Source organism: Winogradskyella ludwigii (assembly GCF_013403985.1).
Taxonomy (GTDB): Bacteria; Bacteroidota; Bacteroidia; order Flavobacteriales; family Flavobacteriaceae; genus Winogradskyella; species Winogradskyella ludwigii.
In genome coordinates, this window is record NZ_JABFDF010000004.1 from 349,688 (window position 1) to 371,388 (window position 21,701).

A 21,701-nucleotide genomic window follows, 5' to 3' on the forward strand; every position below is an offset into this window, starting at 1 on the left:
GCTCAAAATAAAGTAAAACAAAGTCGCAATCGCTTAAACTATTACAAACATTTCAAAACCGCAATCCCAATACTATCATTAGCATTTAAGACATACAAAGTGCCATCAACCTCTTGGTAAAACCGAACACCAAGCACACAGAGCGCAGTACCAAGACCACTAGGCAAAGTAGCAGGTTCTAAAGTCAAAGTAGAATCAGCATAAGAACGATCTAAAACCAAAGGAGGAGCCAAATGCAGGGCATAATTCAAATGGTTAAAATCAAAATCCAAAACACCATAAGTCAGTGCTATATGAGTAGCACCTTCCACAAAACCCACCTGCTCAATATCAAAATCAGTAAGTGTTAACACAAAATCACTGCTAGAAACATCTAACGCAAAGGGTAAAACGTGCCGTACATCACATGCTGGCGTATAGCTAAACTGTTCCAACAATTGAAGGCCATGCGCCTGCCCTATCCCATTAGCAACAAGTCGTTCCCCACGTTTATGTGTCGTATCCAAAGACTTTATACGCGTAAACAAGCCCATCAAACGACTATGAAAATGTGTAAACTTATGTCCCTTATAAAACGGATTCAAAGCAGATCTAAACGCTTTATTCACAGCTGAGCAATGCCCAAACTCATTGGCATTTTCGCGCACGCGTTCCATACTAGACTTCGTTTTTATCGCTTTTCTAGTAAATCCACCACCCGCTTTTCGTGCAATCGGTTTACCATTCAAATAATAAAAATTAATACCATTTAACGTTCCCACTAAAGGGATAATTCCAGTCTGTTGTGCCATAGCATCACATTTTAGTTAAACACCTACAATACAGCAATATACAAAAAATTATAATACAGGTTATAGCGTGGTTATAGCATGCTTATAAAATGCTTAAAACAAGCTTATAGCATCTTAGAAGTCAAATAAAACCAAAGGATACAACTTATAGTAATAAAAAATCGATTTATTGACTTAGGTCAAATAATCTGACTTTAGACAGTATTAGTTTTGCATATCAATAATAAAAACAAAAATGGTACTTACAGAAATAGAGACGTTAATAACATTTAATAAAGACAGTCAACAACGCTTAGAAAAAGCCCTAATACACCTACAAAACGGAAATGGAATAATCCTTATGGATGATGAAGACAGAGAAAATGAAGGAGATTTAATATTCTCTGCGCATCACATGACGAATAACCAAATGGCACTCATGATTAGAAAATGCAGTGGTATTGTCTGTCTTTGCTTACCGAATAAAAAAGCAGATGCGTTAGAATTACCGTATATGGTCAAAGAAAACACCAGCAGTTACCAAACCCCTTTTACCATTTCAATTGAAGCAAAGGAAGGCGTTACTACAGGGGTTTCTGCTATAGACAGGCTTACAACCATTAAAGCAGCTTGTAAAGAAAATGCGACGAGTAATGATTTAGCAAAACCAGGTCATATCTTTCCTTTAAGAGCGAAAAACAATGGTGTTTTTGAAAGACAAGGACATACGGAAGGCAGCGTAGATTTAATGAAATTAGCAGGCTTACAACCAGAAGCTGTACTGTGTGAATTAATGAACGATGATGGAACCATGGCAAAAATGGACACCATTTTAGACTTTGCAGATGAGCATAATTTGATAGTACTATCCATACAAGATATTATTCATTATCGTAAATTTGTAAGAGACTACAAATAGATGACAGACACTATAGAACTCACTAATTTCATAAAAAAGAATATAAATATTGATGATGAAGATTTAAAAATCGTGTTGTCGTATTTTAAAACAATTAAAAAAAAGAAAAACGACATTTTGCTGTCCCATGGAAAGAATAGTCAGGTGAGTTATTTCGTAAAAAAAGGCTGTTTAAGGCTTTTTTACATCAATGAAGAAGGAAAAGACGTCACACGTTACATCGCCTTCGAAAATCAATTTGCGACAGAACTAGTGAGTTTCATCACCAATGAACCTGCACAAGAAACAATTCAAGTTATTGAAAACAGTGAACTTCTTTACATCACACACGATGATTTTAGACATCTTATGACCATTGTTCCTAAATGGAAAGATTTTTATAGCATCTATTTAGAAAAAGCTTATGTCAATAATGCGAAGAGATTAATCTCTTTTACGACACTAGATGCAGCAGAAAGATACAAGCAATTATTCAAGATAAATCCAAATATTGTGAAGCGTTTACCAAACAAAATTGTAGCCTCTTATATCAATATTTCACATGAAACTTTAAGTAGGATCAAGTCTAAAATTTGACACTAAAATTTATAAAACATGAAATACGCAGTATTACTCCCACTATTCTTACTACAAATAATTGTTCATGCACAATCGACTAATACCCTTAACAGCTCTGAAAAAGTGGATGACAAGTTGTTATTAACCATCTTCCTTAAACATGATCAAAGTATGACTTTGAATGAGATTGAAAAGATAAGAACAGATCAAGGTTTTTATGAAAACCTCCCTCCAGAAGGTGTTTCTATAGTGAATTGGTTTGTGGTTATGGGACTTGGTCAAGTGGTGGTGTTAGAACTTCCTACTTCAAAATTATCAGCTGTGAATTTAGCAATTGAAAGAACCGCATGGAAGGCTTTTACAACAGAAATGTATGCAACTTACAATTTGTATCCTATCATAGAACACAAATTGAAAAACAAGTCAAAAGTGACGCTAGATGCAAAACCCAGTTCTGAAAAAGAGGATGACAAGTTGTTATTAACCATCGTTCTTAAACATGATCAAAGTATGACTTTAAATGAAATTGAAAAAATAAGAACCAATCAAGGCTTTTATGAAAATCTCCCTCCTGAAGGTACTTCTGTAGTCAATTGGTTTGTGGTTATGGGACTTGGTCAAGTGGTGGTGATAGAACTTCCTGCTTCAAAACTATCCGCTGTAAATTTAGCTATTGAGAGAACGGCATGGAAGGCTTTTACAACAGAAATTTATCCAACGTACAACCTATACCCTATCATAGAAAATAAATTAAAGAATAAGTCAAAGGTAGAATACTAGAATTTTAGTGACCATAAACAGTCAAAAAAATAGAATAAAACCGTTGTCAATACTAAAACACGCAAGAGATGAAATCGAGAAAATTATTAATGATTCCTGGCCCAATAGAATTTGAAAGTGAAGTGATGCAATGTATGGCAGTACCAACTCCTAGCCATGTGTCGCCAGATTTTATAGACTGCTTTGCCAATAGTTTAAAACTAATGAAAAACGTTTGGCAATGCCCTTCTGGTCAACCATTCATAATAGCAGGAACAGGTACACTGGCTATGGACGTGGCTGCTGCAAACCTAATAGAAACCGGTGATAAAGCCCTTGTAATAGCTACAGGCTACTTTGGTTTACGTTATGCCGAAATCTTAAAAAGATATGGAGCTCAGGTAGATATCCTTGAAGCTGAAGTCGGTGACATTGTACCTTTAGAACTTATAGAACAACAACTAAAAGCTAAAAGCTATAAACTGTTAACGTTTACTCACGTAGACACATCAACAGCTGTTTTAAATGATGCTAAACGTATTGGTGCCTTAGGTAAAAAGTACAACGTATTAACCATTCTAGACGGTGTTTGTTCTGTTGCTGGCGAAGAAATTAAACAAGAAGATTGGGGAATTGATGTGGTACTTACAGCATCCCAAAAAGCAATAGGCGTTCCTCCAGGATTAGCGCTTTTAGTGGCTTCTCAAAATGCAATGAAAGCATTTGAACAACGAACAAGTCCTGTTGCTAATTACTATGGAGATTGGGCCAATTGGTTACCAATAATGAAAGCTTATGAAAATAAACAAGCCTCTTATTTTGGAACACCAGCCGTGAATCTTGTAATTGCTTTAGAAAAAAGTTTACAACTCATTTCAAAAGAGGGGCTAGACCATCGTTTCGACCGACATAAAAGAGCAGGAAAAGCTATGCGAGCTGCAATCAAAGCTTTAGGCCTGGACTTATTATCAAAAAACGAACACGTTTCTGCAAACACCTTATCTGCTCCATTATATCCAAGCACAATAGATACAAGCTCATTTTTAAAGGCCGTAAATCAAGAAGGAGTTATACTGGCTGGTGGTCTTTTGCCGCAATTAAAAAATAATTACTTTAGAATTGGACACATGGGATCGGTAAACAAGAATGATTTACTCGCAACGGTTGGAGCCATTGAATCAGCGTTAAAGAACAATGGCTATTCACATGAATTAGGATTAGGAACAGCTCAAATATTAAAACACTTCTAACTAGACTAATGACAACATCACATCAGCATTACGCCATTGAAGACACTGCACGTTCACCACAAAAGCAATGGTTACCGCTGCTACTTAGTGGTTCTTATAAATTACCAGGAATAGAAGGCAAACGAGGGGCTTTATTTTCAAATGCGGTGTTAGAAAAATATATTGAAGAGGAAGAAAAGCACGATAATTTTGAGTTAACATCAGGACTAAACAGAAGCCTGAGAACATTATCTTCAGGTGAGCAAAAAAAAGCATTACTGTCGCATTTGCTCCAACAAGACCCTGATTTTATCGTCTTAAATAATCCTTACGAAGCGCTAGATAAAGCATCTGTATCCGTATTAAAAGAAGAATTAATGTCGTTGTCTAAAAGCATGCCCATTGTATTAATTTTCAACAGGCAAGACGATCTGTTACCCGTAATGACGCATATGATTACATTTGAAAAAACAGAGCTTAAAGCCGTGGTACCCATTGAAGACTATAGGTTTAAAAGAAGTACGTTTGTTTTTGATAAGGACATCCCTTCGGAGATAACAACCTACACCAATATTCCAGAAGTGCTCGTAGAACTTAAGAATGTCAATGTGAATTATGAGGATCGTACCATTCTAAAAGATATCAACTGGACCATCAAGAAAAAAGAATTTTGGCATTTAATTGGCCCTAATGGCTCTGGCAAAACGACCTTATTATCCATGATTTATGGGAACAATTCCAAGGGTTATGGTCAAGAGGTATATCTTTTTGGTCAGAAAAAAGGCTCTGGTGAAAGTGTTTGGGATATCAAACAGAAAATCGGCTATATTAGTCCTGCGATGTTAGAGTTATTTAAACGTAGCTATACTGTAGAGCAAATGATTATTTCGGGCTTTTATGATAGTATTGGCTTATATCAAACACCATCTACCGCACAAATACTTGCCGCTGCTCAGTGGATGGAGGTCTTAAATTTAAGCGACCAAAAAAACACCTCATTTCTCAAATTATCGCCAACTGTTCAACGCTTAATATTAATAGCAAGAGCGATGATTAAACATCCACCGTTATTGATCTTAGATGAACCCTTAATTAATGTTGATGATCACGGTAGAGCACTTATTTCCGCTTTAATAAACAAAATCGCCAAAGAAAGTGAGACTAGTATATTATTTGTGGCCCATCGCGATGAGGCTAACATTAATCCTGATTTTATCTATGAGCTTCACCCTTCTCCACAAGGGTCTGTAGGTATTCAGAAATAACATATAGCGCGGTATTACTTATAATGCAGAAATATTAAAGATAAAACACGAATCACATTAACACTACAAAACAATTTGCTAATTGATGATGTTACAACATGAAGCTGAAAATTTATTGTTTTTGATTGTGGTGGAAATTCAACATAAAAAAACTGAGTTTAAAAAAGCCATAACAAGCTAATTTTTAAACTCAGTTTTTAATTTATAGAAACGTACCTATTAACTTAAAAGCTCAACAAGTTCAGTAAATTTCTTGTCTTTAGCATAGTCTAAAGCTGTTTTACCAGCTGTATCAGTAATACTAGTATCTGCCTTATGTTCTAAAAGCAATTTTACAATATCTATTTTGTTGTACTGGGTAGCAAAACTTAAAGCGCTTGTTCCATCTTTGTTAACTGCATTAATATCTGCACCATTTGCTAATAATGTTGTTGCCAAGGACGTATTTCCTTTGAAGCTTACTCCAATCAACGCTGTATTACCTGAGCCATCTTTGGCATTAATATCTGCATTATTTTCAAGAAGAATACTAGTAGCTTCTTCATTATCAAAATAGGTAGCTAAAATAAGAGGCGTAAATCCACGTGCATCTTTTTCATTGACTAAGTTGGGATTTATACACATCAAAGCTTTTAATCGATCTTTATCTCCTGCTTTTATAGCTTCAAATAAAACATCTGTATCTCTTTTCATAATTTATAAAGTTTTAATTAAAAAGGAATGCACCTATAAAGTCCATTCCTTTTCAAAATATCAGTGTTTATACGTTTTAAATATCAAAACGATTAGCATTCATCACTTTTGTCCAAGCTGCAACAAAATCGGTAACAAACTTTTCTTTACTATCGTCTTGCGCATATAATTCTGAATACGCACGTAAAATAGAGTTAGATCCAAATACTAAATCTACACGTGTTGCTGTGTACTTCACTTCACCTGTATGACGGTTTTTAATTTCGTAGGTGCCGTTCTCTTGAGATTTCCATTCGTAAATCATATCCGTAAGATTCACAAAGAAATCATTGGTAAGCGCTCCTTCGTTTTCAGTAAACACACCATGTTTTGTGCCTCCATAGTTGGTGCCCATAACACGCATACCACCTACTAAAACTGTCATTTCTCCTGCTGTTAATCCCAATAATTGTGTACGATCAAGTAACATTTCTTCCGGACTTACAACATATTCTTTTTTCTGATAGTTTCTAAAACCATCAGCAAGTGGCTCTAAAGATTCAAAAGATTCTACATCTGTCATGTCTTGCGTCGCATCACCTCTCCCTGAAGTAAAAGGAACACTTACATTTAAACCTGCATTTTTAATGGCTTTTTCTACACCAACATTACCAGCTAATACAATCGTATCTGCAACACTAATATTGAATTCAGCAGCAATAGGTTCTAAAACCCCTAGTACTCTTTGTAATCGTGTAGGCTCGTTAGCTTCCCAAGCATTTTGAGGTTCTAAACGGATACGCGCTCCATCTGATCCACCTCTAAAATCAGAGCCTCTATACGTTCTTGCACTATCCCAAGCTGTAGATACTAATTCTGAAATACTTAAATCTGTACTTGCAATTTTAGCTTTAACAGCATCTACATTATAATCGGAATTTCCTTTTGGAATTGGATCTTGCCAAATTAAATCTTCTTGTGGCACATCTGGTCCAAACCATCGATCTTTTGGTCCCATATCACGATGCGTTAATTTAAACCAAGCACGAGCAAATGCATCTGAAAACGCATCAAAATCGTCTTTAAATTGTAATGAAATCTCGTTGTAAATAGGATCCATTCTCATGGCCATATCTGCATCGGTCATCATTGGATTTAATTTTGTTGTTAAATCCTCTACATCTACAGGTTTATCTTCGTCTTTAATACTTACTGGCTCCCATTGTGTGGCGCCTGCAGGACTTTTACGTAATTCCCACTCATGGTTATATAACATTTCGAAAAAACCATTATCCCATTTTGTTGGGTTTGTAGTCCAAGCTCCTTCTATACCACTTGTAACGGTATATCTTCCTTTACCCGATTTTGTTGGATTTGCCCAACCTAAACCTTGCGCATCTACATCTGCACTTTCTGGATCAGGTCCTAAAATACTTGCATCACCATTTCCGTGTGCTTTACCAACGGTATGTCCGCCTGCTGTTAAAGCCACTGTTTCTTCATCATTCATAGCCATACGCTTGAATGTTTCTCTAACTTGTAATGCCGTTTTTAAAGGATCTGATTTTCCATTGACACCTTCTGGATTTACATAAATTAATCCCATTTGTACAGATGCTAATGGATTTTCCATAGTTTCAGGATTATCTACATTATCATAACGCTCATCACTTGGTGCCAACCATTCTTTTTCAGCTCCCCAATACACATCTTTTTCTGGATGCCAAATATCTGTTCGTCCAAATGCAAAACCATAAGTTTTTAACCCCATGCTTTCATAAGCAATAGTTCCAGCAAGAATAATTAAATCTGCCCAACTTACTTTATTACCATATTTTTTCTTGATAGGCCACAATAAACGTCGTGCCTTATCTAAGCTCACATTATCTGGCCAAGAATTTAATGGAGCAAAACGTTGGTTTCCTGTTCCACCACCTCCACGTCCATCAGCTAATCTATATGAACCTGCAGCATGCCATGCCATTCTAATCATTAATCCTCCATAGTGTCCCCAATCTGCTGGCCACCAATCTTGAGAATCTGTCATAAATTCATGTACATCCTTTTTTAAAGCCTCTACATCTAATTTTTTTAATTCTTCTTTATAATCGAAATCTGCACCTAATGGATTTGTTTTGGTATCCTGTTGGTGTAAAATATCTAAGTTAAGCGTGTTTGGCCACCAATCTGTTACTGTCTTTTCGGTGGTTGTAATGGCACCTTGCATGAATGGACATTTACCTGATCCTGATCCTCCATGTGGGTTAATTTCTTGATTTTCTGCATGTATTGAATCGGCAGAGTCTTTAGCTGAGTTTTCCATATATAGTAATTTTTGTTTTAATTTTTGATAAAAATATAAAATAAGATAGCGATATTTTATTTATAATATTTTATTATCTAATATTTCGATAACTAAAAACTATAGAAAACAAATAAGCGATAGGAAAAACAAATAAAATTGTGAGGTATTTAAGAATTAATATCCAAAAAAATTCGTAATTTTCTGTACGAATTAAAATCTATACATATGAGCACTACAGAATATACAAAAGTTTATTACGGAAATTTTATCTTAGTTACACGCGTTAAAGATGAATTGGAACATGAAGGCATAGTTCCTATTGTTAAAGACGAAGGAGAGTCACAACGTTTAGCAGGTTATGCATCCATGAACCAAGGTTATCAAGAAGTCTTTGTTCATAATGATGAATTAGACAAAGCCATGATTATTGTAAATCGTGTTACTGCACAAATGGAAGCGTCTTAAATTTGAAGCTTTAAAAGAATGAGACTTTGATATAAGTAAAGTTGATATATCCTTTTCTACATCCTAATTATTATTAAACAAAAAATGCTGGTATTTAAAATACCAGCATTTTTATTATATAAAACGTATAAGACTTATAAAGCTACTCCATACATCTTCTCACGCAGTTCTTTTATCTTCTTATCACTCATATACTCATCAAAGGTTGTATAACGATCAATAACTCCATTTGGTGTTAATTCTATAATTCGGTTACCAACGGTTTGTGCAAACTCATGATCATGGGTTGTTAACATTATAGTTCCCTTAAAGTTGGTCAATGAATTATTAAATGCAGTAATACTTTCTAAATCTAAGTGATTTGTAGGTTCGTCTAACATTAATACATTAGCTCTCATCATCATCATTCTACTTAGCATACAACGTACTTTTTCTCCTCCAGATAATACATCTGATGTTTTTAAAGCTTCTTCTCCACTAAAAATCATCTTACCTAGAAAGCCCCTAATATTTACTTCTTCACGCTCTTCTTCTGTTTGTGCCCATTGACGTAACCAATCTACTAAAGATAATTTGTTATTAAAAAACTCACTATTATCTAAAGGTAAATACGATTGTGTGGTTGTGACTCCCCAATCAAACCGACCAGAATCTGCTTGTTCTTTTCCATTAAGAATTTGATAAAACGCGCTTGTAGCTCTAGAATCCTTAGAGTACACAACCACTTTATCTCCTTTATTTAAGTTGATGTCAATATTTTTAAATAAGATCTCATTTTCTAAACTTGCAGAAAGCCCTTCAACATTTAAAATTTGATCTCCAGCTTCGCGATCGCGTTCAAAAATAATAGCTGGATAACGACGACTAGAACGCTTGATATCCGAAATATTCAATTTCTCAATCATTTTCTTTCTACTCGTTGCTTGTTTTGATTTTGCAACATTGGCAGAGAAACGACGAATAAAATCTTCTAATTCTTTCTTCTTTTCTTCGGCCTTTTTATTCTGTTGTGCATGTTGTCTTGCGGCTAATTGAGACGACTCGTACCAAAACGTATAATTACCTGAGAAATGGTTGATTTTTCCGAAGTCAATATCCGAAATATGTGTACAAACGGAATCTAAAAAGTGTCTATCGTGAGAAACCACAATAACACAGTTTTCATAATTCGCTAAAAAGTTTTCTAACCACGTAATAGTTTCGTAATCTAGATCATTGGTAGGCTCATCCATGATTAATAAATCTGGATTACCAAATAAAGCTTGCGCTAATAACACACGTACTTTTTGTTTACCATCTAAATCTTTCATTAAGGTGTAATGGTATTCTTCTTTAATCCCTAAGTTAGATAACATGGCTGCTGCATCACTATCTGCATTCCAACCATTCATTTCTTCAAATTGCACTTGAAGTTCTCCTATCTTATCGGCATTTGCATCTGTATAATCCGCGTAAAGCGCATCTAATTGCGACTTTAACTTATATAAAGGTTTATTTCCTTTTAATATCGTTTCTAAAACAGTGTCGTCGTCATGCAAGTTGTGATTTTGCTCTAAAACAGACATACGTTTGCCTGGTTCTAAATGTACACTTCCAGAAGTAGGATCCATTTTGTCTGCAATAATCTTTAAAAATGTAGATTTTCCGGCACCATTGGCACCAATAATTCCGTAGCAATTACCATTATGAAACGTGGTGCTTACTTCATCAAAAAGTATGCGTTTTCCGAATTGAACCGAAAGATTAGAAACTGATAACATATATAAAAACTTTAATGTGTTAGCCTTATTAATAATTAAGGCATTTTTTTGAGAGTGCAAAAGTAAAAAAATTAAGCCAAATTAAATCACATAACTGAATTAGGTATGTAAAACAACGCTAAAATGTAACTTGCGCTTTAATTTGCAATTCATTTTTACCTTAAAGTATTTAAAATAAGACGTGTACAATAATTCAAAATCAAGGTCTCTTGAAGTTTTACAGTTATCCTATTGGTCGTTTGTAATTATAACTTGAACGAAATATACAGGCACTTCTCAAGATTTAACGCGGTATTAACAACAGTTGCGCAATGCATCATATATTTTTGTTTCACTAATTTTTATAATAAAAACATGCTCACTAGACATTTAGTTCTTGCTATTACTTTGCTGTCAACTGTTTTTGGATGTCAATTCAAAGGAGGAAATACTAGTGACGCGACCTATATTGGTGGCGAAATTATAAATCCAAAAAACAATAGTGTTGTACTTTATAATACTAATGGACAAATTTTGGACTCTATTACTCTAGATAATGATAATAGATTTATTTTTAAAATAGATAATCTTAACCCTGGTTTGTATTCATTAACACATGGTGGCGAATACCAAATGCTATTGTTAGAACCTAGTGATAGTATTATGTTTCGTTTAAATACGTACGATTTTGATGAGTCTTTAGTCTTTACAGGAAAAGGTGCTAAAAAGAATAATTACCTCCTTAAAACGTATTTGTCTAACGAAAAAGAGGCAAAACAATTGGTTAAGTATTCTAAAATGGAACCTGAAGTCTTTAACGATTTTGTTGAAAACAGACGCCAAAAACAATTGGCAGATTTTCAAAAGTTTTTAGTTAAGAATGAAGAATCTGAGTTTTTTAAATCCATTATCGAAGCAAATATTAATTACAATACGTATGCAGATAAAGAAATCTATCCTTTTGCTTATTTTGGCAATAACAAGTTAATTCACATTAAAGATTTACCTGAAGATTTTTTCGCACACCGAAAAGATATTGATTATGATGCCACACATTTAAGTCGGTTCTTTGCATACAACCGTTTTCTATTTTCTCATATAGATAATTTAGCGATTCATAATTATTATAAAGATAATGCCTACCACAGTAAGTTTAATAGGCATGCTATGGGTTACAACAAGTCTAAACTAGATTTAATTGATAGTATTATCACTGACCCAATTATTAAAAATAATTTATTAAAATATAAAGCTCGCGAATACATTAGTTATAACCACACCGAAGATGAAGCTAACGAAATCCTAGATTATTACTTAGATAAAAGCACCAACGAAGACGATAAGGCATACATGACCGATTTGGTATCGTCATTAAAATTATTGCGTCAAGGTAATCCATTACCTAATATTTCTATTGTTAATTATAACGACACAGAACATTTCATAAATTCAATTATTACAAAACCAACCATAATATATTTCTGGTCGTCTAATTCTAAATCGCAATACAGAAATAGCCATTATATGGTAGATAAATTGAAATCAAACTTTCCTCAGACAGATTTTATTTCAATTAATGTAAACGATAACAATGATAAATTTTGGAAGAAAATTATTGATAATTACAACTTTCCAACGATTAATGAATTTAAATTTAAGAATTCTAAATCTGCACGGAAAACACTCGCTGTAAACTACTTAAATAAATGTATTATTGTAGATGAACATGGAATCATTTTACATGCTAATGCCAATATCTTTAATTCTGAGTTTAACGAAACCCTTGAAGGTTTACTACAAAAAAAGCATCTTATTGTAAAACAAGATGCTCTTTAATATATTGTAGAAATTTATTTAATTTCCTTTCTTATAATCTGCTAAGAACTTTTCTAAACCACTATCTGTTAATGGGTGTCTAAGTAATCCTGTGATAGAACTTAAAGGACCTGTCATAACATCTGCGCCTAATTTAGCACAATCAATAACATGCATTGTATGACGTACAGATGCTGCTAAAATTTGAGTTTCAAAAGCATAATTATCATAAATATGTCTGATCTCTGCAACTAGGTTTAAACCGTCTGTAGAAATATCATCCAAACGACCAATAAATGGCGAAACATAAGTAGCACCTGCTTTTGCTGCTAATAATGCCTGACCAGGAGAAAACACTAAAGTAACATTAGTTTTAATTCCTCTATCTGAAAAATATTTACAAGCCTTAATACCATCTTTAATCATTGGTAATTTTACAACGATTTGCTCGTGTAATTCTGCTAAAGCTTCCCCTTCTTTAACCATACCCTCAAAATCGGTAGAAATTACTTCCGCAGAAACATCACCATCTACAATATTACAAATAGCAACATAATGCTTCATAATATTGTCTATTCCAGTAATACCTTCTTTAGCCATTAATGATGGGTTTGTAGTTACACCATCTAAAATACCCATATCTTGAGCATCTTTAATATCCTCTAGGTTTGCTGTATCAATAAAAAATTTCATAATAAAAATGTGTTTTTATTTCCTCTATAAAAGAGAATCTAGTTTTTGAATTCTCACAAATTTACGACTTAAAGCCTTATTTATAAGTATGATTATTCAGAATATTTTTACAACTTATAATGATTCATCAACAACCGCTCATAAACACTATCCGGAAGAATACGTTTTAAAACAATAGAGAATTTCTGCATAAAGGCGCCAACCTTGTAATGAATTTTAGGATTCTTAGTTTCTATGATCTTAAAAATAGCTTCAGCCATTTGTTTTGGATCACTTCCTCCATCGACATGCTCATCCATCATGCTTAACGTCGCTCCATAAGTTTCTCTGTATGGAGATGTATCTAGAGCTGGTGCATGATAACGACCAGCGGCAATATTGGTTGCAAAATCGCCAGGAGCCACATTAGTCATGTTTATATTAAAACCCTTTAATTCCATTCTGAAGGCTTCAGTTATTAACTCTAGAGCGCCTTTACTTGCGCTGTAAATCCCTCTATATGGTAAACCCATATAACCGGCAATTGACGTCACATTAATAATTAAGCCAGAATTTTGCTTACGCATTGTTGGTAAAACTGCTTTAATGACGTTAATTGGGCCAAAGAGATTGGTTTCAAAATTGCGTTTTATTTCTTCATCAGGAATTTCTTCAATTGGTCCTGTAATTCCTGCTCCTGCATTATTTAAAAGTATATCTATTCTAGATTCGTGATCTAAAACTTCAGCAATACATTGAGAAATGGTTTCACTTTTAGTAACATCTAAAGCTACAATTGGAAATTTACTATCGGGATAATTCTTTGGATTTCTGCTTGTGCCATAAACCTTAAAACCTTTGGATTGAAGAAACTCACCAACGGACTTCCCTATTCCAGAAGAGCCACCTGTTATTAATACAACTTTAGACATACTATTTTATAAATTATAATATCGAAAATACAAATTCTGAAATTGGTAGAAATGAAAAAACAATTTCGGTTAGATGTTTTTTAAACTGAAAAAATCTCGATTAGCCAAGGCTTTCAAGATTTGAGTTTAGGGTACAAAAAAAGGCAAGCTACCTACATCACACCGCTACGACCATTTACCTTTGCTGCGTTCCCGCCCTGGAGGATTCAACAGGAGCTGGTTGTGTAGGACTTGCCAGGTGCAAAGATACAATCTTTTAATACTTACGCAATGATTTTTAAACTGATTTTTATTTAATAACTTGCAAATAAATTAAACCAAGCTTATGCACTTTTATAAATATTTCATTCTCTTAACATTAAGTCTATTTTTAAACAATTGTGAAGAAAAAAATAGTTCAAATTTAACGATAACTACAAGTCAAAAATCTTTAATGTTTGGTGATACGCTTAAATTATCTATCAATAATCCAGAAAAAATTGAGATTACAACGGTAACTTATCAGCTAGACGGAAAAGCAATAGACAACAATTTTGTTTTAGATCAAATTACTTTAGGAAAAAAAGTGTTAACAGCAAAAGTTAAAATCGGAGATAAAACGGAAACCTTATCTAAACCTATTGAGATCTTTAATAATAGTATCCCCTCTTATTATACTTACGAAATTATAAATACCTATCCTCACGATATCACATCGTATACCCAAGGTTTAGAATTTTATAATGGCGAATTATATGAAAGTACAGGACAACGAGGCGAATCTAAACTTAGAAAAGTAAATTTTGAAACAGGAGAGGTTTTAAAGAATATTGATTTAGATGATGCTTATTTTGGTGAAGGTCTAACCGTTTTAAACGATAAAATCTATCAATTAACTTGGCAAGCCAAAAGAGGATTTGTTTACGATGTTAATAGTTTTGAAAAGTTGAGCACATTCAATTACGGAACAAGTAAAGAAGGTTGGGGAATTTGTAATGATGGAAAAACACTTTATAAGTCTGATGGTACTGATAAAATTTATCAATTAAATCCTGAGAATCTTAATGAAAAAGGACACATTGAAGCCTACACTGAAAAAGGTAAAATCCCTAATCTAAATGAACTGGAATGGATTGATGGTAAAATCTTCGCAAACATATACCAGAAAAATGGAGTTGCTATAATTAACCCAAAAACAGGAGGTGTTGAAGGTGTTATTAACTTTAAACCTTTAAGAAAACTAGTTACCCAACACGCCCAACTAGACGTGCTTAATGGTATTGCTTATCATCTAGAACGTAAAACCATTTTTGTAACAGGAAAAAATTGGGATAAATTATTTGAAGTTCAAATAAAGAAACAATAAACTTTACTCACCAAAAAGGATACTTCACTCATTGTTCATTTTATAATAAGAATAACTTTTGGTTCTTTGATCTATTAAATCAAACCAACCATGAGAAAAATAATTAGCGTGCAGATTCCAGATCCTTGTCACGAGGATTGGAACAAAATGACTCCAAAAGATAAAGGACGTCATTGCAATACCTGTAATAAAACGGTCATTGACTTCACTAAACAAACTGACGAGCAGATTATTAAATCTTTAGAATCTATAGGAAATCTCTGTGGACGCTTTAAAAAGCAACAACTCAATAGAGATATTGTTTTAGCAAGAAAAGTCAAAAACAATTATTTGTCTTGGGCTGCCTCTGGCCTATTTGCTTTTTTAGCTTTTAGTAATCAAGATATATCTGCTCAAGGAGAACCTAATAAGACAGAGCTTATAGTAAAACCGCTGGTAAAAGGAAAAGTCGCAACTTCTATATTGAATGAACAGATATATTTTGGAACAGTAAAAACCGCAATTGATGGTTTACCTTTACCAGGAGCATCTATTACCTTAAAAGGAACTTCTCGCAAAGTACAAACAGATTTTGATGGAAATTTCACTATTAAAGGAAAGCTTAGCGACAAAATAGAAATTAGCTATTTCGGAATGATTAGCCAAGAACTTATATTAAACACAAATAACATTATCAATATAGATCTAAAAGATAATGAGTGTATTGAAAATTATGTCGTAGCAGGTTACGTTAAATATAGTAACAATAATTTTAATAAATGCAGGAAAAAACAGCTCAGAAAAGAAAACAAAGCAAAACGAATTATCAAACGAAAATCCATTAAAGATGGGGCGCTAAAAAGAACCATTTTAGGTAAATTCTTCTACGGAATTAAAAGGTTATTTCATAAGAAATAATATCTTTAAACATCAAAAAATAAAAATGCAAGTATTCGAAAAAACCATAACCGTTTCTAAAGACGATATTGATGACCTTAACCATGTAAATAATGTACGTTACGTGCAATGGGTTCAAGATATTGCTAAAGATCATTGGCTCACTTACGTGACTAAAGATATTTTAGACAATTATTCTTGGTTTTTGGTTAACCACTTTATTGAATATAAAAATCAAGCCTTATTGGGAGACAAATTACTTCTAAAAACTTATGTACCTAAAATTGATGCAGTTTCAACAATAAGACATGTAGAAATTATTAATGCTAAAACCAATAAATTGATTGTAAAATCGAAAGCAAAATGGTGCTTAATAGATAATAAAACGCAACGACCAACACGTATTATTCCTGAAATCGCTGAATTATTTAATTAGACCACACCTTCATTGTTAGCCTTTAGAACACTTAAAAACAAAGCATTAACATTTATTTAGGTTAAAGTTTGTTTAACGTTGGGTTAATTCTAATTTGAATCCCTTTTCTTTAGCGCATCAATCAAATCAACCATGCGTCAATCCATCATTTTAATCGTTTTGTTAAGCTTACCTTTTGCTCTAAATGCCCAGATTTTAAAAGGGAAAGTTTATAATTCTACTACAACCATAGAAAACATAAAAGTCTTTAATGACACGCAAAACCGCTTAACTGCTACCAATAAAAATGGAAACTTTAGCATTAATGCTAAAGTGAATGATACTATATTATTTGAGTCTTTATTTTATCACCCAAAAGCGATTATACTTAAAGATATTCATTTTAATGGTGTTGCTGTTTTCGAACTCAAAGAGATACTTACAGAACTTGATGAAGTTGAAATAAAAACCGCACCTGAAGAACTCGTATTTGTAGAAGAAACCTACAATATTGAATTAAAAAATATAATTCAAGAAGATATAAAAAATCATCCAGAAAAATACAAACCTGCAGGCGCAACCTATGGCGTAGATATATTTGCTGTTATAGGACTTGTCGTTGATCTTTTGAAGAAAAAAAACAAATATAAAGCACCTACTTATCAACGCATCACTTATACCCAAATGGATTCTTTATTTGAGAATAGCTCATTTTTCACTAAGGAGTTAATCACAGAAAATTTAAAAATCCCAGAAGATAAAGAACATCTGTTTTATGATTATTGTGAAGCAAAATATATAAGTTCAGAATTACTTAAGGACGAAAACAAGATGCAATTTCTTGAAGAATTGGTTATAAATAGTCAACTCTTTTTAATTTTGCTAGAGCAATATGGTGAGAAGCCATTAACTAAGGATTAACTTCGGATTTTCCTGTGAAGGTAGGAATGACAAACTTCATTTTATTTTTCCTCAACTATAATAAATCCTAACTTCAAAAGTTATATTTTTAAGCCTTAATTATATTTATCACTTATGAAGCGATTGCTATCATTTTTATTGTGTTTCGGAATCTTACTTTTTTGGAGTTCTTGCCGTAACGATTTCGAATTTACACCAAGCACAGGAAATCTCGGTTTTGCAAAAGACACGATTTATTTAGATACCGTTTTTACTAATATTGGTTCTAGTACTTACAACCTTAAAGTCTATAATCGCAGTGATGATGATATTGTAATTCCTACTATTCAATTTGAAAATGGAGTGAATTCTCGTTACAGAATGAATATTGACGGTACCACAGGCTTAGAAGGAGACCAAGAAGGCAAATTCTTTGAAGATGTAGAGTTATTAGCCAAGGATAGTTTATTTATTTTTATTGAAACGACTATAGATATTACAACGTTAGGAGCTTTAGAAAATCAATTTTTATATACCGATAGAATCCTCTTTGATTCTGGTAGCGACCAACAAGACGTAGATGTAGTGACCTTAGTAAAAGATGCCGTTTTTATATATCCAAGTAAGGATGATGAAACTGGTATTGTAGAAACCTTAACTTTTGACGTTGATGGCGATGGCATAGCAGACGAAACAACTTTACAAGGCCGCTTTCTTGCAGACACAGAACTTATCTTTACCAACGAAAAACCTTATGTAATTTACGGTTACGCAGGTGTTAATGCTGGTAAAACTTTGACGATGAATGCTGGTGCTCGTGTTCACTTTCATGCAGATTCAGGAATTATAGTAACCAATAATGGTTCACTAAATATTAATGGCGCTTTAAGTACTGATCAAGAAACGTTAGAAAACGAAGTGATTTTAGAAGGAGATCGTTTAGAACCACTTTATGAAGATATTCCTGGTCAATGGGGAACTATTTGGCTTTTTAACGGAAGTGAAAATAATTCTATTAATTATGCCACTATAAAAAATGCAACTATTGGTGTCTTATCAGAAGGAAATCAAGATGGAGTAAATGATAAATTAACCATTACCAATTCTCAAATTTACAATACAAGTAGTTTTGGTATTTTAGGACAAGCGACTTCAATTACAGCGGAAAATGTAGTAATTAATAATAGCGGACAATCCTCATTTGCAGGAACGGTTGGCGGAAAATATAATTTTACACATTGTACAATAGCTAATTATTGGAATAGTAGCTTTAGGGAATTCCCTGCTCTACTTCTAAACGATTTTGTACAATTAGAAGATGGATCTTACCAAACTAACGACTTAATCGCTGCTAACTTCACCAACTGTATTATATATGGTAATGACAATCCTGAGTTTTTATTAGAAAATCAAGCCAGTGAGTTTAACTATAAATTCACCAACTGCTTATTACGTTTTGATAATGATAATCTTGAGGGCACAGCAAATTATAATTTTAGTGATGAGAATTATTATGTAGGCAATGTATTTAATGAAGATCCAGATTTTGAAGATCCATTTGAAAACTTGATGCGTATTGGTGAAGATTCTGGAGCAATAGGAATTGGGCTTCAAGCTTCTGCTATTATCGTTCCTAATGATATCTTAGGCAAAAATAGAACCACATCTCCAGATGCTGGTGCTTACCAAAATGTTGTATTTGCTGAAGATTAATACATGCGAAATAAGAAAAGTATAAAAATCATAAAATGGAGTTCAATCGTTTTAATAATTCTTGGATTCTTAATTATACATTTTTTTATACCTCGACTTATCTCGGAAATTAGAAACCCTGTTGTTACCTTAATAAAACGGAATAAAAATGTTGGCTTTGATGTATCTTCAACTAATGCATCAAAATTTAACCAAAAAGAATTTTATTTTAATTCGTTTGATAGTCTCAAATTATCAGCGCGATTAACCTATTCTAGTTTAGACTCAGCAAAAGCAACCGTGATTTTATTGCATGGCATTCGCTCTAATAAAGATCATTTTAAAAATTTGAGCAATTTCTTAGCTGAAAACGGATTTAACTCCGTTGCATTAGATTCCAGAGCTCATGGAAAAAGTGAAGGTAGTTTTTGTTCCTTTGGTGTCAACGAAAAAAAAGACATCAAAACCCTTATTGATTATTTATCTACACATGAAAACTTAAGCCATTTTGGAATTTGGGGACAATCTTTAGGAGGCGCTATTGGTTTGCAAGCTATGGGTTACGATAAAAGAATTGAGTTTGGAATTATTGAAAGTGCTTTTTCAGATTTTAAAAGTATTGTAAATGATTATTTCGATTTACACGTTGGTTTTAGCTATGCTCCTTTTTCTAATTACCTTGTTAATAGAACTGGGAAAATTGCCGAGTTTGATCCCAATGACGCTTCTCCAATTGAATATTGTAAAAACATAAATCAACCCATACTAATTGTACATGGTAATGAAGACGAGCGTATTAATATAAAATACGCAAGAGCTAATTTCTCAAAAATTCCAAATCTAAAAAAAGAATTTATTGAAATTGACTCTGCTAATCATTCTAATGTTTGGAAAGTTGGTAGTGATGCGTATTTTGAACGTGTATTAGAGTTTTTGAATGAAAACAAAAGCCTTTCAAACTAAATTGAAAGGCTTTTATTCTAAGATCTATCAGGTTTTGACTTCGACTACGCTCAGTCACCAATACCTGTTAGGTTAATACTATATTAGTTAAATAATTTACGTCCTCCCATTAAGGCATTAACTTTTTCAGCAACACCTGCTAAAACCGTCTCGTTTTCATGGTTGGTAAGTACTTCATCTACTAAATCTACGATATAAGGCATATCACTTTCTTTTAAACCTCTCGTAGTTACTGCTGCAGTTCCTATTCTGACTCCTGAAGTTACAAAAGGAGATTCCGTATCAAAAGGCACCATGTTTTTATTCACTGTAATATCTGCTTTTACTAAAGCGTTTTCAGCATCTTTACCATTGATGTTTTTGTTTCTAAGATCAATTAACATCATGTGATTATCCGTTCCGCCAGAAATTAAATTGTAATCTTTAGCTACAAAAGCTTTTGCCATAGCATCTGCATTATGTTTTACTTGTAACATGTAATGCATAAAATCATCGGTTAATGCTTCACCAAAAGCAATCGCTTTAGCCGCAATAATATGTTCTAATGGTCCACCTTGATTTCCTGGAAAAACAGCAGAATCTAATAAACCAGACATCTTACGAAGTTTACCATTCTTTAGAGTAATGCCAAATGGGTTCTCAATATTTTCGCCCATCATAATCATTCCACCTCTTGGTCCACGTAATGTTTTATGTGTTGTTGTAGTTACTACATGGCAATGTGGCATTGGATCGTTAAGAATTCCTTTAGCGATTAAACCTGCAGGATGCGAAATATCGGCTAATAAAACAGCACCAACACTATCTGCTACTTCTCTAAACTTTTCAAAATCAATATCACGAGAATATGCAGAAGCACCAGCGATAATTAATTTTGGTTTTTCTTTTTGAGCTTGGTCAGCTAACATATCGTAATCAATATAACCTGTATCTTTCTTTACACCATAAAATGTAGGACGGTATAATTTACCAGAAAAGTTAACTGGAGATCCATGAGTTAAGTGTCCACCATGAGACAAATCAAACCCTAAAATAGTATCACCAGGATTTAAACAAGCATGAAAAGCTGCTGTGTTTGCCTGACTTCCAGAATGTGGTTGTACGTTTACATAAGCCGCACCAAATAAGGTTTTAGCACGATCAATAGCAATCTGTTCTACTTCATCTACAATCTCACAGCCACCATAATAACGTTTGCCAGGATATCCTTCGGCATACTTGTTTGTTAATACAGAACCTGCAGCTTCCATGACCTGGTCGCTAACAAAATTCTCTGAGGCGATAAGTTCTATACCATCAATTTGGCGTTCTTTTTCGGCTTTAATAAGTTCAAATATTTGTTCGTCGCGTTGCATAAATAAAGTGTTTGTTAAATCAATACAAAAATAGTGAATACATTAGTTTAAATAT

20 protein-coding genes and 1 other RNA gene are annotated in these 21,701 nt (G+C 33.4%); 13 read left to right on the forward strand and 8 right to left on the reverse strand.

The features are described 5' to 3' along the window. Window positions 1-41: 41 nt before the first annotated feature. A complete protein-coding gene (locus HM981_RS12015; protein ID WP_179339045.1) occupies window positions 42-791 on the reverse strand; it encodes a hypothetical protein in 750 nt (249 codons plus the stop codon). Between the two features lie 235 nt (window positions 792-1,026). Between HM981_RS12015 and ribB the strand changes: the two genes are divergently transcribed. The 5 genes from ribB (at window position 1,027) to HM981_RS12040 (ending at window position 5,500) form a co-directional block, all read left to right on the forward strand. After that, window positions 1,027-1,689, forward strand: a complete 663-nt coding sequence (ribB, locus tag HM981_RS12020) for a 3,4-dihydroxy-2-butanone-4-phosphate synthase (RefSeq protein ID WP_179339046.1) — start codon at window positions 1,027-1,029, stop codon at window positions 1,687-1,689. Further along, window positions 1,690-2,265: a Crp/Fnr family transcriptional regulator gene (locus HM981_RS12025; protein ID WP_179339047.1), complete on the forward strand. Its 576-nt coding sequence runs from the start codon at window positions 1,690-1,692 to the stop codon at window positions 2,263-2,265. Window positions 2,266-2,283: 18 nt separating this feature from the next. After that, the gene (locus tag HM981_RS17430; protein WP_218846421.1) at window positions 2,284-3,027 is read left to right on the forward strand and encodes a hypothetical protein; all 744 of its coding nucleotides are present in this window, start codon (window positions 2,284-2,286) and stop codon (window positions 3,025-3,027) included. Window positions 3,028-3,095: 68 nt separating this feature from the next. After that, window positions 3,096-4,256: a pyridoxal-phosphate-dependent aminotransferase family protein gene (locus HM981_RS12035; protein WP_179339048.1), complete on the forward strand. Its 1,161-nt coding sequence runs from the start codon at window positions 3,096-3,098 to the stop codon at window positions 4,254-4,256. 8 nt (window positions 4,257-4,264) lie between these two features. Further along, window positions 4,265-5,500, forward strand: coding sequence for an ATP-binding cassette domain-containing protein (locus HM981_RS12040; RefSeq protein ID WP_179339049.1), 1,236 nt, complete (start codon window positions 4,265-4,267; stop codon window positions 5,498-5,500). A gap of 219 nt (window positions 5,501-5,719) precedes the next feature. Here HM981_RS12040 and HM981_RS12045 read toward each other — a convergent pair whose 3' ends face one another. After that, window positions 5,720-6,193 (reverse strand): ankyrin repeat domain-containing protein, encoded by a 474-nt coding sequence (locus HM981_RS12045; RefSeq protein ID WP_179339050.1) that lies wholly within the window; start codon window positions 6,191-6,193, stop codon window positions 5,720-5,722. A 76-nt stretch (window positions 6,194-6,269) separates the two neighbouring features. Continuing rightward, complete coding sequence (gene katG / locus HM981_RS12050; RefSeq protein WP_179339051.1) at window positions 6,270-8,495, reverse strand: catalase/peroxidase HPI; 2,226 nt, start codon at window positions 8,493-8,495, stop codon at window positions 6,270-6,272. 207 nt (window positions 8,496-8,702) lie between these two features. On the opposite strand from katG, the gene HM981_RS12055 reads away from it, so the two are divergent. After that, window positions 8,703-8,942: a putative signal transducing protein gene (locus HM981_RS12055; protein WP_179339052.1), complete on the forward strand. Its 240-nt coding sequence runs from the start codon at window positions 8,703-8,705 to the stop codon at window positions 8,940-8,942. Window positions 8,943-9,076: 134 nt separating this feature from the next. Here HM981_RS12055 and HM981_RS12060 read toward each other — a convergent pair whose 3' ends face one another. Further along, entirely contained in the window at window positions 9,077-10,702 is a 1,626-nt protein-coding gene (locus HM981_RS12060) for an ABC-F family ATP-binding cassette domain-containing protein (protein ID WP_179339053.1), read from the reverse strand. A gap of 354 nt (window positions 10,703-11,056) precedes the next feature. Between HM981_RS12060 and HM981_RS12065 the strand changes: the two genes are divergently transcribed. Beyond that, window positions 11,057-12,517 carry a TlpA family protein disulfide reductase gene (locus tag HM981_RS12065; protein WP_179339054.1) on the forward strand — a complete coding sequence of 487 codons (1,461 nt, stop codon included), beginning with the start codon at window positions 11,057-11,059 and terminating at the stop codon, window positions 12,515-12,517. Between the two features lie 18 nt (window positions 12,518-12,535). Here HM981_RS12065 and fsa read toward each other — a convergent pair whose 3' ends face one another. From fsa to ffs, 3 genes are all read right to left on the reverse strand, one after another. Further along, window positions 12,536-13,189, reverse strand: a complete 654-nt coding sequence (gene fsa / locus HM981_RS12070; protein WP_179339055.1) for a fructose-6-phosphate aldolase — start codon at window positions 13,187-13,189, stop codon at window positions 12,536-12,538. Window positions 13,190-13,296: 107 nt separating this feature from the next. Then, on the reverse strand, window positions 13,297-14,100 hold the full coding sequence (locus HM981_RS12075) for an SDR family oxidoreductase (RefSeq protein ID WP_179339056.1): 804 nt from the start codon (window positions 14,098-14,100) through the stop codon (window positions 13,297-13,299). Between the two features lie 138 nt (window positions 14,101-14,238). Further along, window positions 14,239-14,337: signal recognition particle sRNA small type (ffs, locus tag HM981_RS12080), an RNA gene on the reverse strand. Between the two features lie 88 nt (window positions 14,338-14,425). Here ffs and HM981_RS12085 point away from each other — a divergent pair. The 6 genes from HM981_RS12085 to HM981_RS12110 all read left to right on the forward strand — a co-directional run bounded on the left by HM981_RS12085 (window position 14,426) and on the right by HM981_RS12110 (window position 20,291). Further along, a complete protein-coding gene (locus tag HM981_RS12085; protein WP_179339057.1) occupies window positions 14,426-15,445 on the forward strand; it encodes a glutaminyl-peptide cyclotransferase in 1,020 nt (339 codons plus the stop codon). Between the two features lie 90 nt (window positions 15,446-15,535). Then, complete coding sequence (locus HM981_RS12090; protein ID WP_179339058.1) at window positions 15,536-16,342, forward strand: carboxypeptidase-like regulatory domain-containing protein; 807 nt, start codon at window positions 15,536-15,538, stop codon at window positions 16,340-16,342. A 25-nt stretch (window positions 16,343-16,367) separates the two neighbouring features. Continuing rightward, window positions 16,368-16,757, forward strand: a complete 390-nt coding sequence (locus tag HM981_RS12095; RefSeq protein ID WP_179339059.1) for an acyl-CoA thioesterase — start codon at window positions 16,368-16,370, stop codon at window positions 16,755-16,757. Between the two features lie 132 nt (window positions 16,758-16,889). After that, the gene (locus HM981_RS12100) at window positions 16,890-17,657 is read left to right on the forward strand and encodes a peptidase associated/transthyretin-like domain-containing protein (RefSeq protein WP_179339060.1); all 768 of its coding nucleotides are present in this window, start codon (window positions 16,890-16,892) and stop codon (window positions 17,655-17,657) included. Window positions 17,658-17,771: 114 nt separating this feature from the next. Then, the gene (locus tag HM981_RS12105; RefSeq protein WP_179339061.1) at window positions 17,772-19,349 is read left to right on the forward strand and encodes a right-handed parallel beta-helix repeat-containing protein; all 1,578 of its coding nucleotides are present in this window, start codon (window positions 17,772-17,774) and stop codon (window positions 19,347-19,349) included. Window positions 19,350-19,352: 3 nt separating this feature from the next. Then, the gene (locus HM981_RS12110; protein WP_179339062.1) at window positions 19,353-20,291 is read left to right on the forward strand and encodes an alpha/beta hydrolase; all 939 of its coding nucleotides are present in this window, start codon (window positions 19,353-19,355) and stop codon (window positions 20,289-20,291) included. Between the two features lie 83 nt (window positions 20,292-20,374). Here the strand turns inward: HM981_RS12110 and HM981_RS12115 are convergent, their stop codons facing one another. Continuing rightward, window positions 20,375-21,646, reverse strand: a complete 1,272-nt coding sequence (locus tag HM981_RS12115) for a serine hydroxymethyltransferase (protein WP_179339063.1) — start codon at window positions 21,644-21,646, stop codon at window positions 20,375-20,377. Window positions 21,647-21,701 lie beyond the last annotated feature (55 nt).

Excerpts from the sequence above, each read along its gene's own strand:
- HM981_RS12015 (WP_179339045.1), bottom strand. The coding sequence starts at position 791 with ATGGCACAACAGACTGGAATTATCCCTTTAGTGGGAACGTTAAATGGT.
- ribB (WP_179339046.1), top strand. The coding sequence starts at position 1,027 with ATGGTACTTACAGAAATAGAGACGTTAATAACATTTAATAAAGACAGT.
- HM981_RS12025 (WP_179339047.1), top strand. The coding sequence starts at position 1,690 with ATGACAGACACTATAGAACTCACTAATTTCATAAAAAAGAATATAAAT.
- HM981_RS17430 (WP_218846421.1), top strand. The coding sequence starts at position 2,284 with ATGAAATACGCAGTATTACTCCCACTATTCTTACTACAAATAATTGTT.
- HM981_RS12035 (WP_179339048.1), top strand. The coding sequence starts at position 3,096 with ATGAAATCGAGAAAATTATTAATGATTCCTGGCCCAATAGAATTTGAA.
- HM981_RS12040 (WP_179339049.1), top strand. The coding sequence starts at position 4,265 with ATGACAACATCACATCAGCATTACGCCATTGAAGACACTGCACGTTCA.
- HM981_RS12045 (WP_179339050.1), bottom strand. The coding sequence starts at position 6,193 with ATGAAAAGAGATACAGATGTTTTATTTGAAGCTATAAAAGCAGGAGAT.
- katG (WP_179339051.1), bottom strand. The coding sequence starts at position 8,495 with ATGGAAAACTCAGCTAAAGACTCTGCCGATTCAATACATGCAGAAAAT.
- HM981_RS12055 (WP_179339052.1), top strand. The coding sequence starts at position 8,703 with ATGAGCACTACAGAATATACAAAAGTTTATTACGGAAATTTTATCTTA.
- HM981_RS12060 (WP_179339053.1), bottom strand. The coding sequence starts at position 10,702 with ATGTTATCAGTTTCTAATCTTTCGGTTCAATTCGGAAAACGCATACTT.
- HM981_RS12065 (WP_179339054.1), top strand. The coding sequence starts at position 11,057 with ATGCTCACTAGACATTTAGTTCTTGCTATTACTTTGCTGTCAACTGTT.
- fsa (WP_179339055.1), bottom strand. The coding sequence starts at position 13,189 with ATGAAATTTTTTATTGATACAGCAAACCTAGAGGATATTAAAGATGCT.
- HM981_RS12075 (WP_179339056.1), bottom strand. The coding sequence starts at position 14,100 with ATGTCTAAAGTTGTATTAATAACAGGTGGCTCTTCTGGAATAGGGAAG.
- HM981_RS12085 (WP_179339057.1), top strand. The coding sequence starts at position 14,426 with ATGCACTTTTATAAATATTTCATTCTCTTAACATTAAGTCTATTTTTA.
- HM981_RS12090 (WP_179339058.1), top strand. The coding sequence starts at position 15,536 with ATGAGAAAAATAATTAGCGTGCAGATTCCAGATCCTTGTCACGAGGAT.
- HM981_RS12095 (WP_179339059.1), top strand. The coding sequence starts at position 16,368 with ATGCAAGTATTCGAAAAAACCATAACCGTTTCTAAAGACGATATTGAT.
- HM981_RS12100 (WP_179339060.1), top strand. The coding sequence starts at position 16,890 with ATGCGTCAATCCATCATTTTAATCGTTTTGTTAAGCTTACCTTTTGCT.
- HM981_RS12105 (WP_179339061.1), top strand. The coding sequence starts at position 17,772 with ATGAAGCGATTGCTATCATTTTTATTGTGTTTCGGAATCTTACTTTTT.
- HM981_RS12110 (WP_179339062.1), top strand. The coding sequence starts at position 19,353 with ATGCGAAATAAGAAAAGTATAAAAATCATAAAATGGAGTTCAATCGTT.
- HM981_RS12115 (WP_179339063.1), bottom strand. The coding sequence starts at position 21,646 with ATGCAACGCGACGAACAAATATTTGAACTTATTAAAGCCGAAAAAGAA.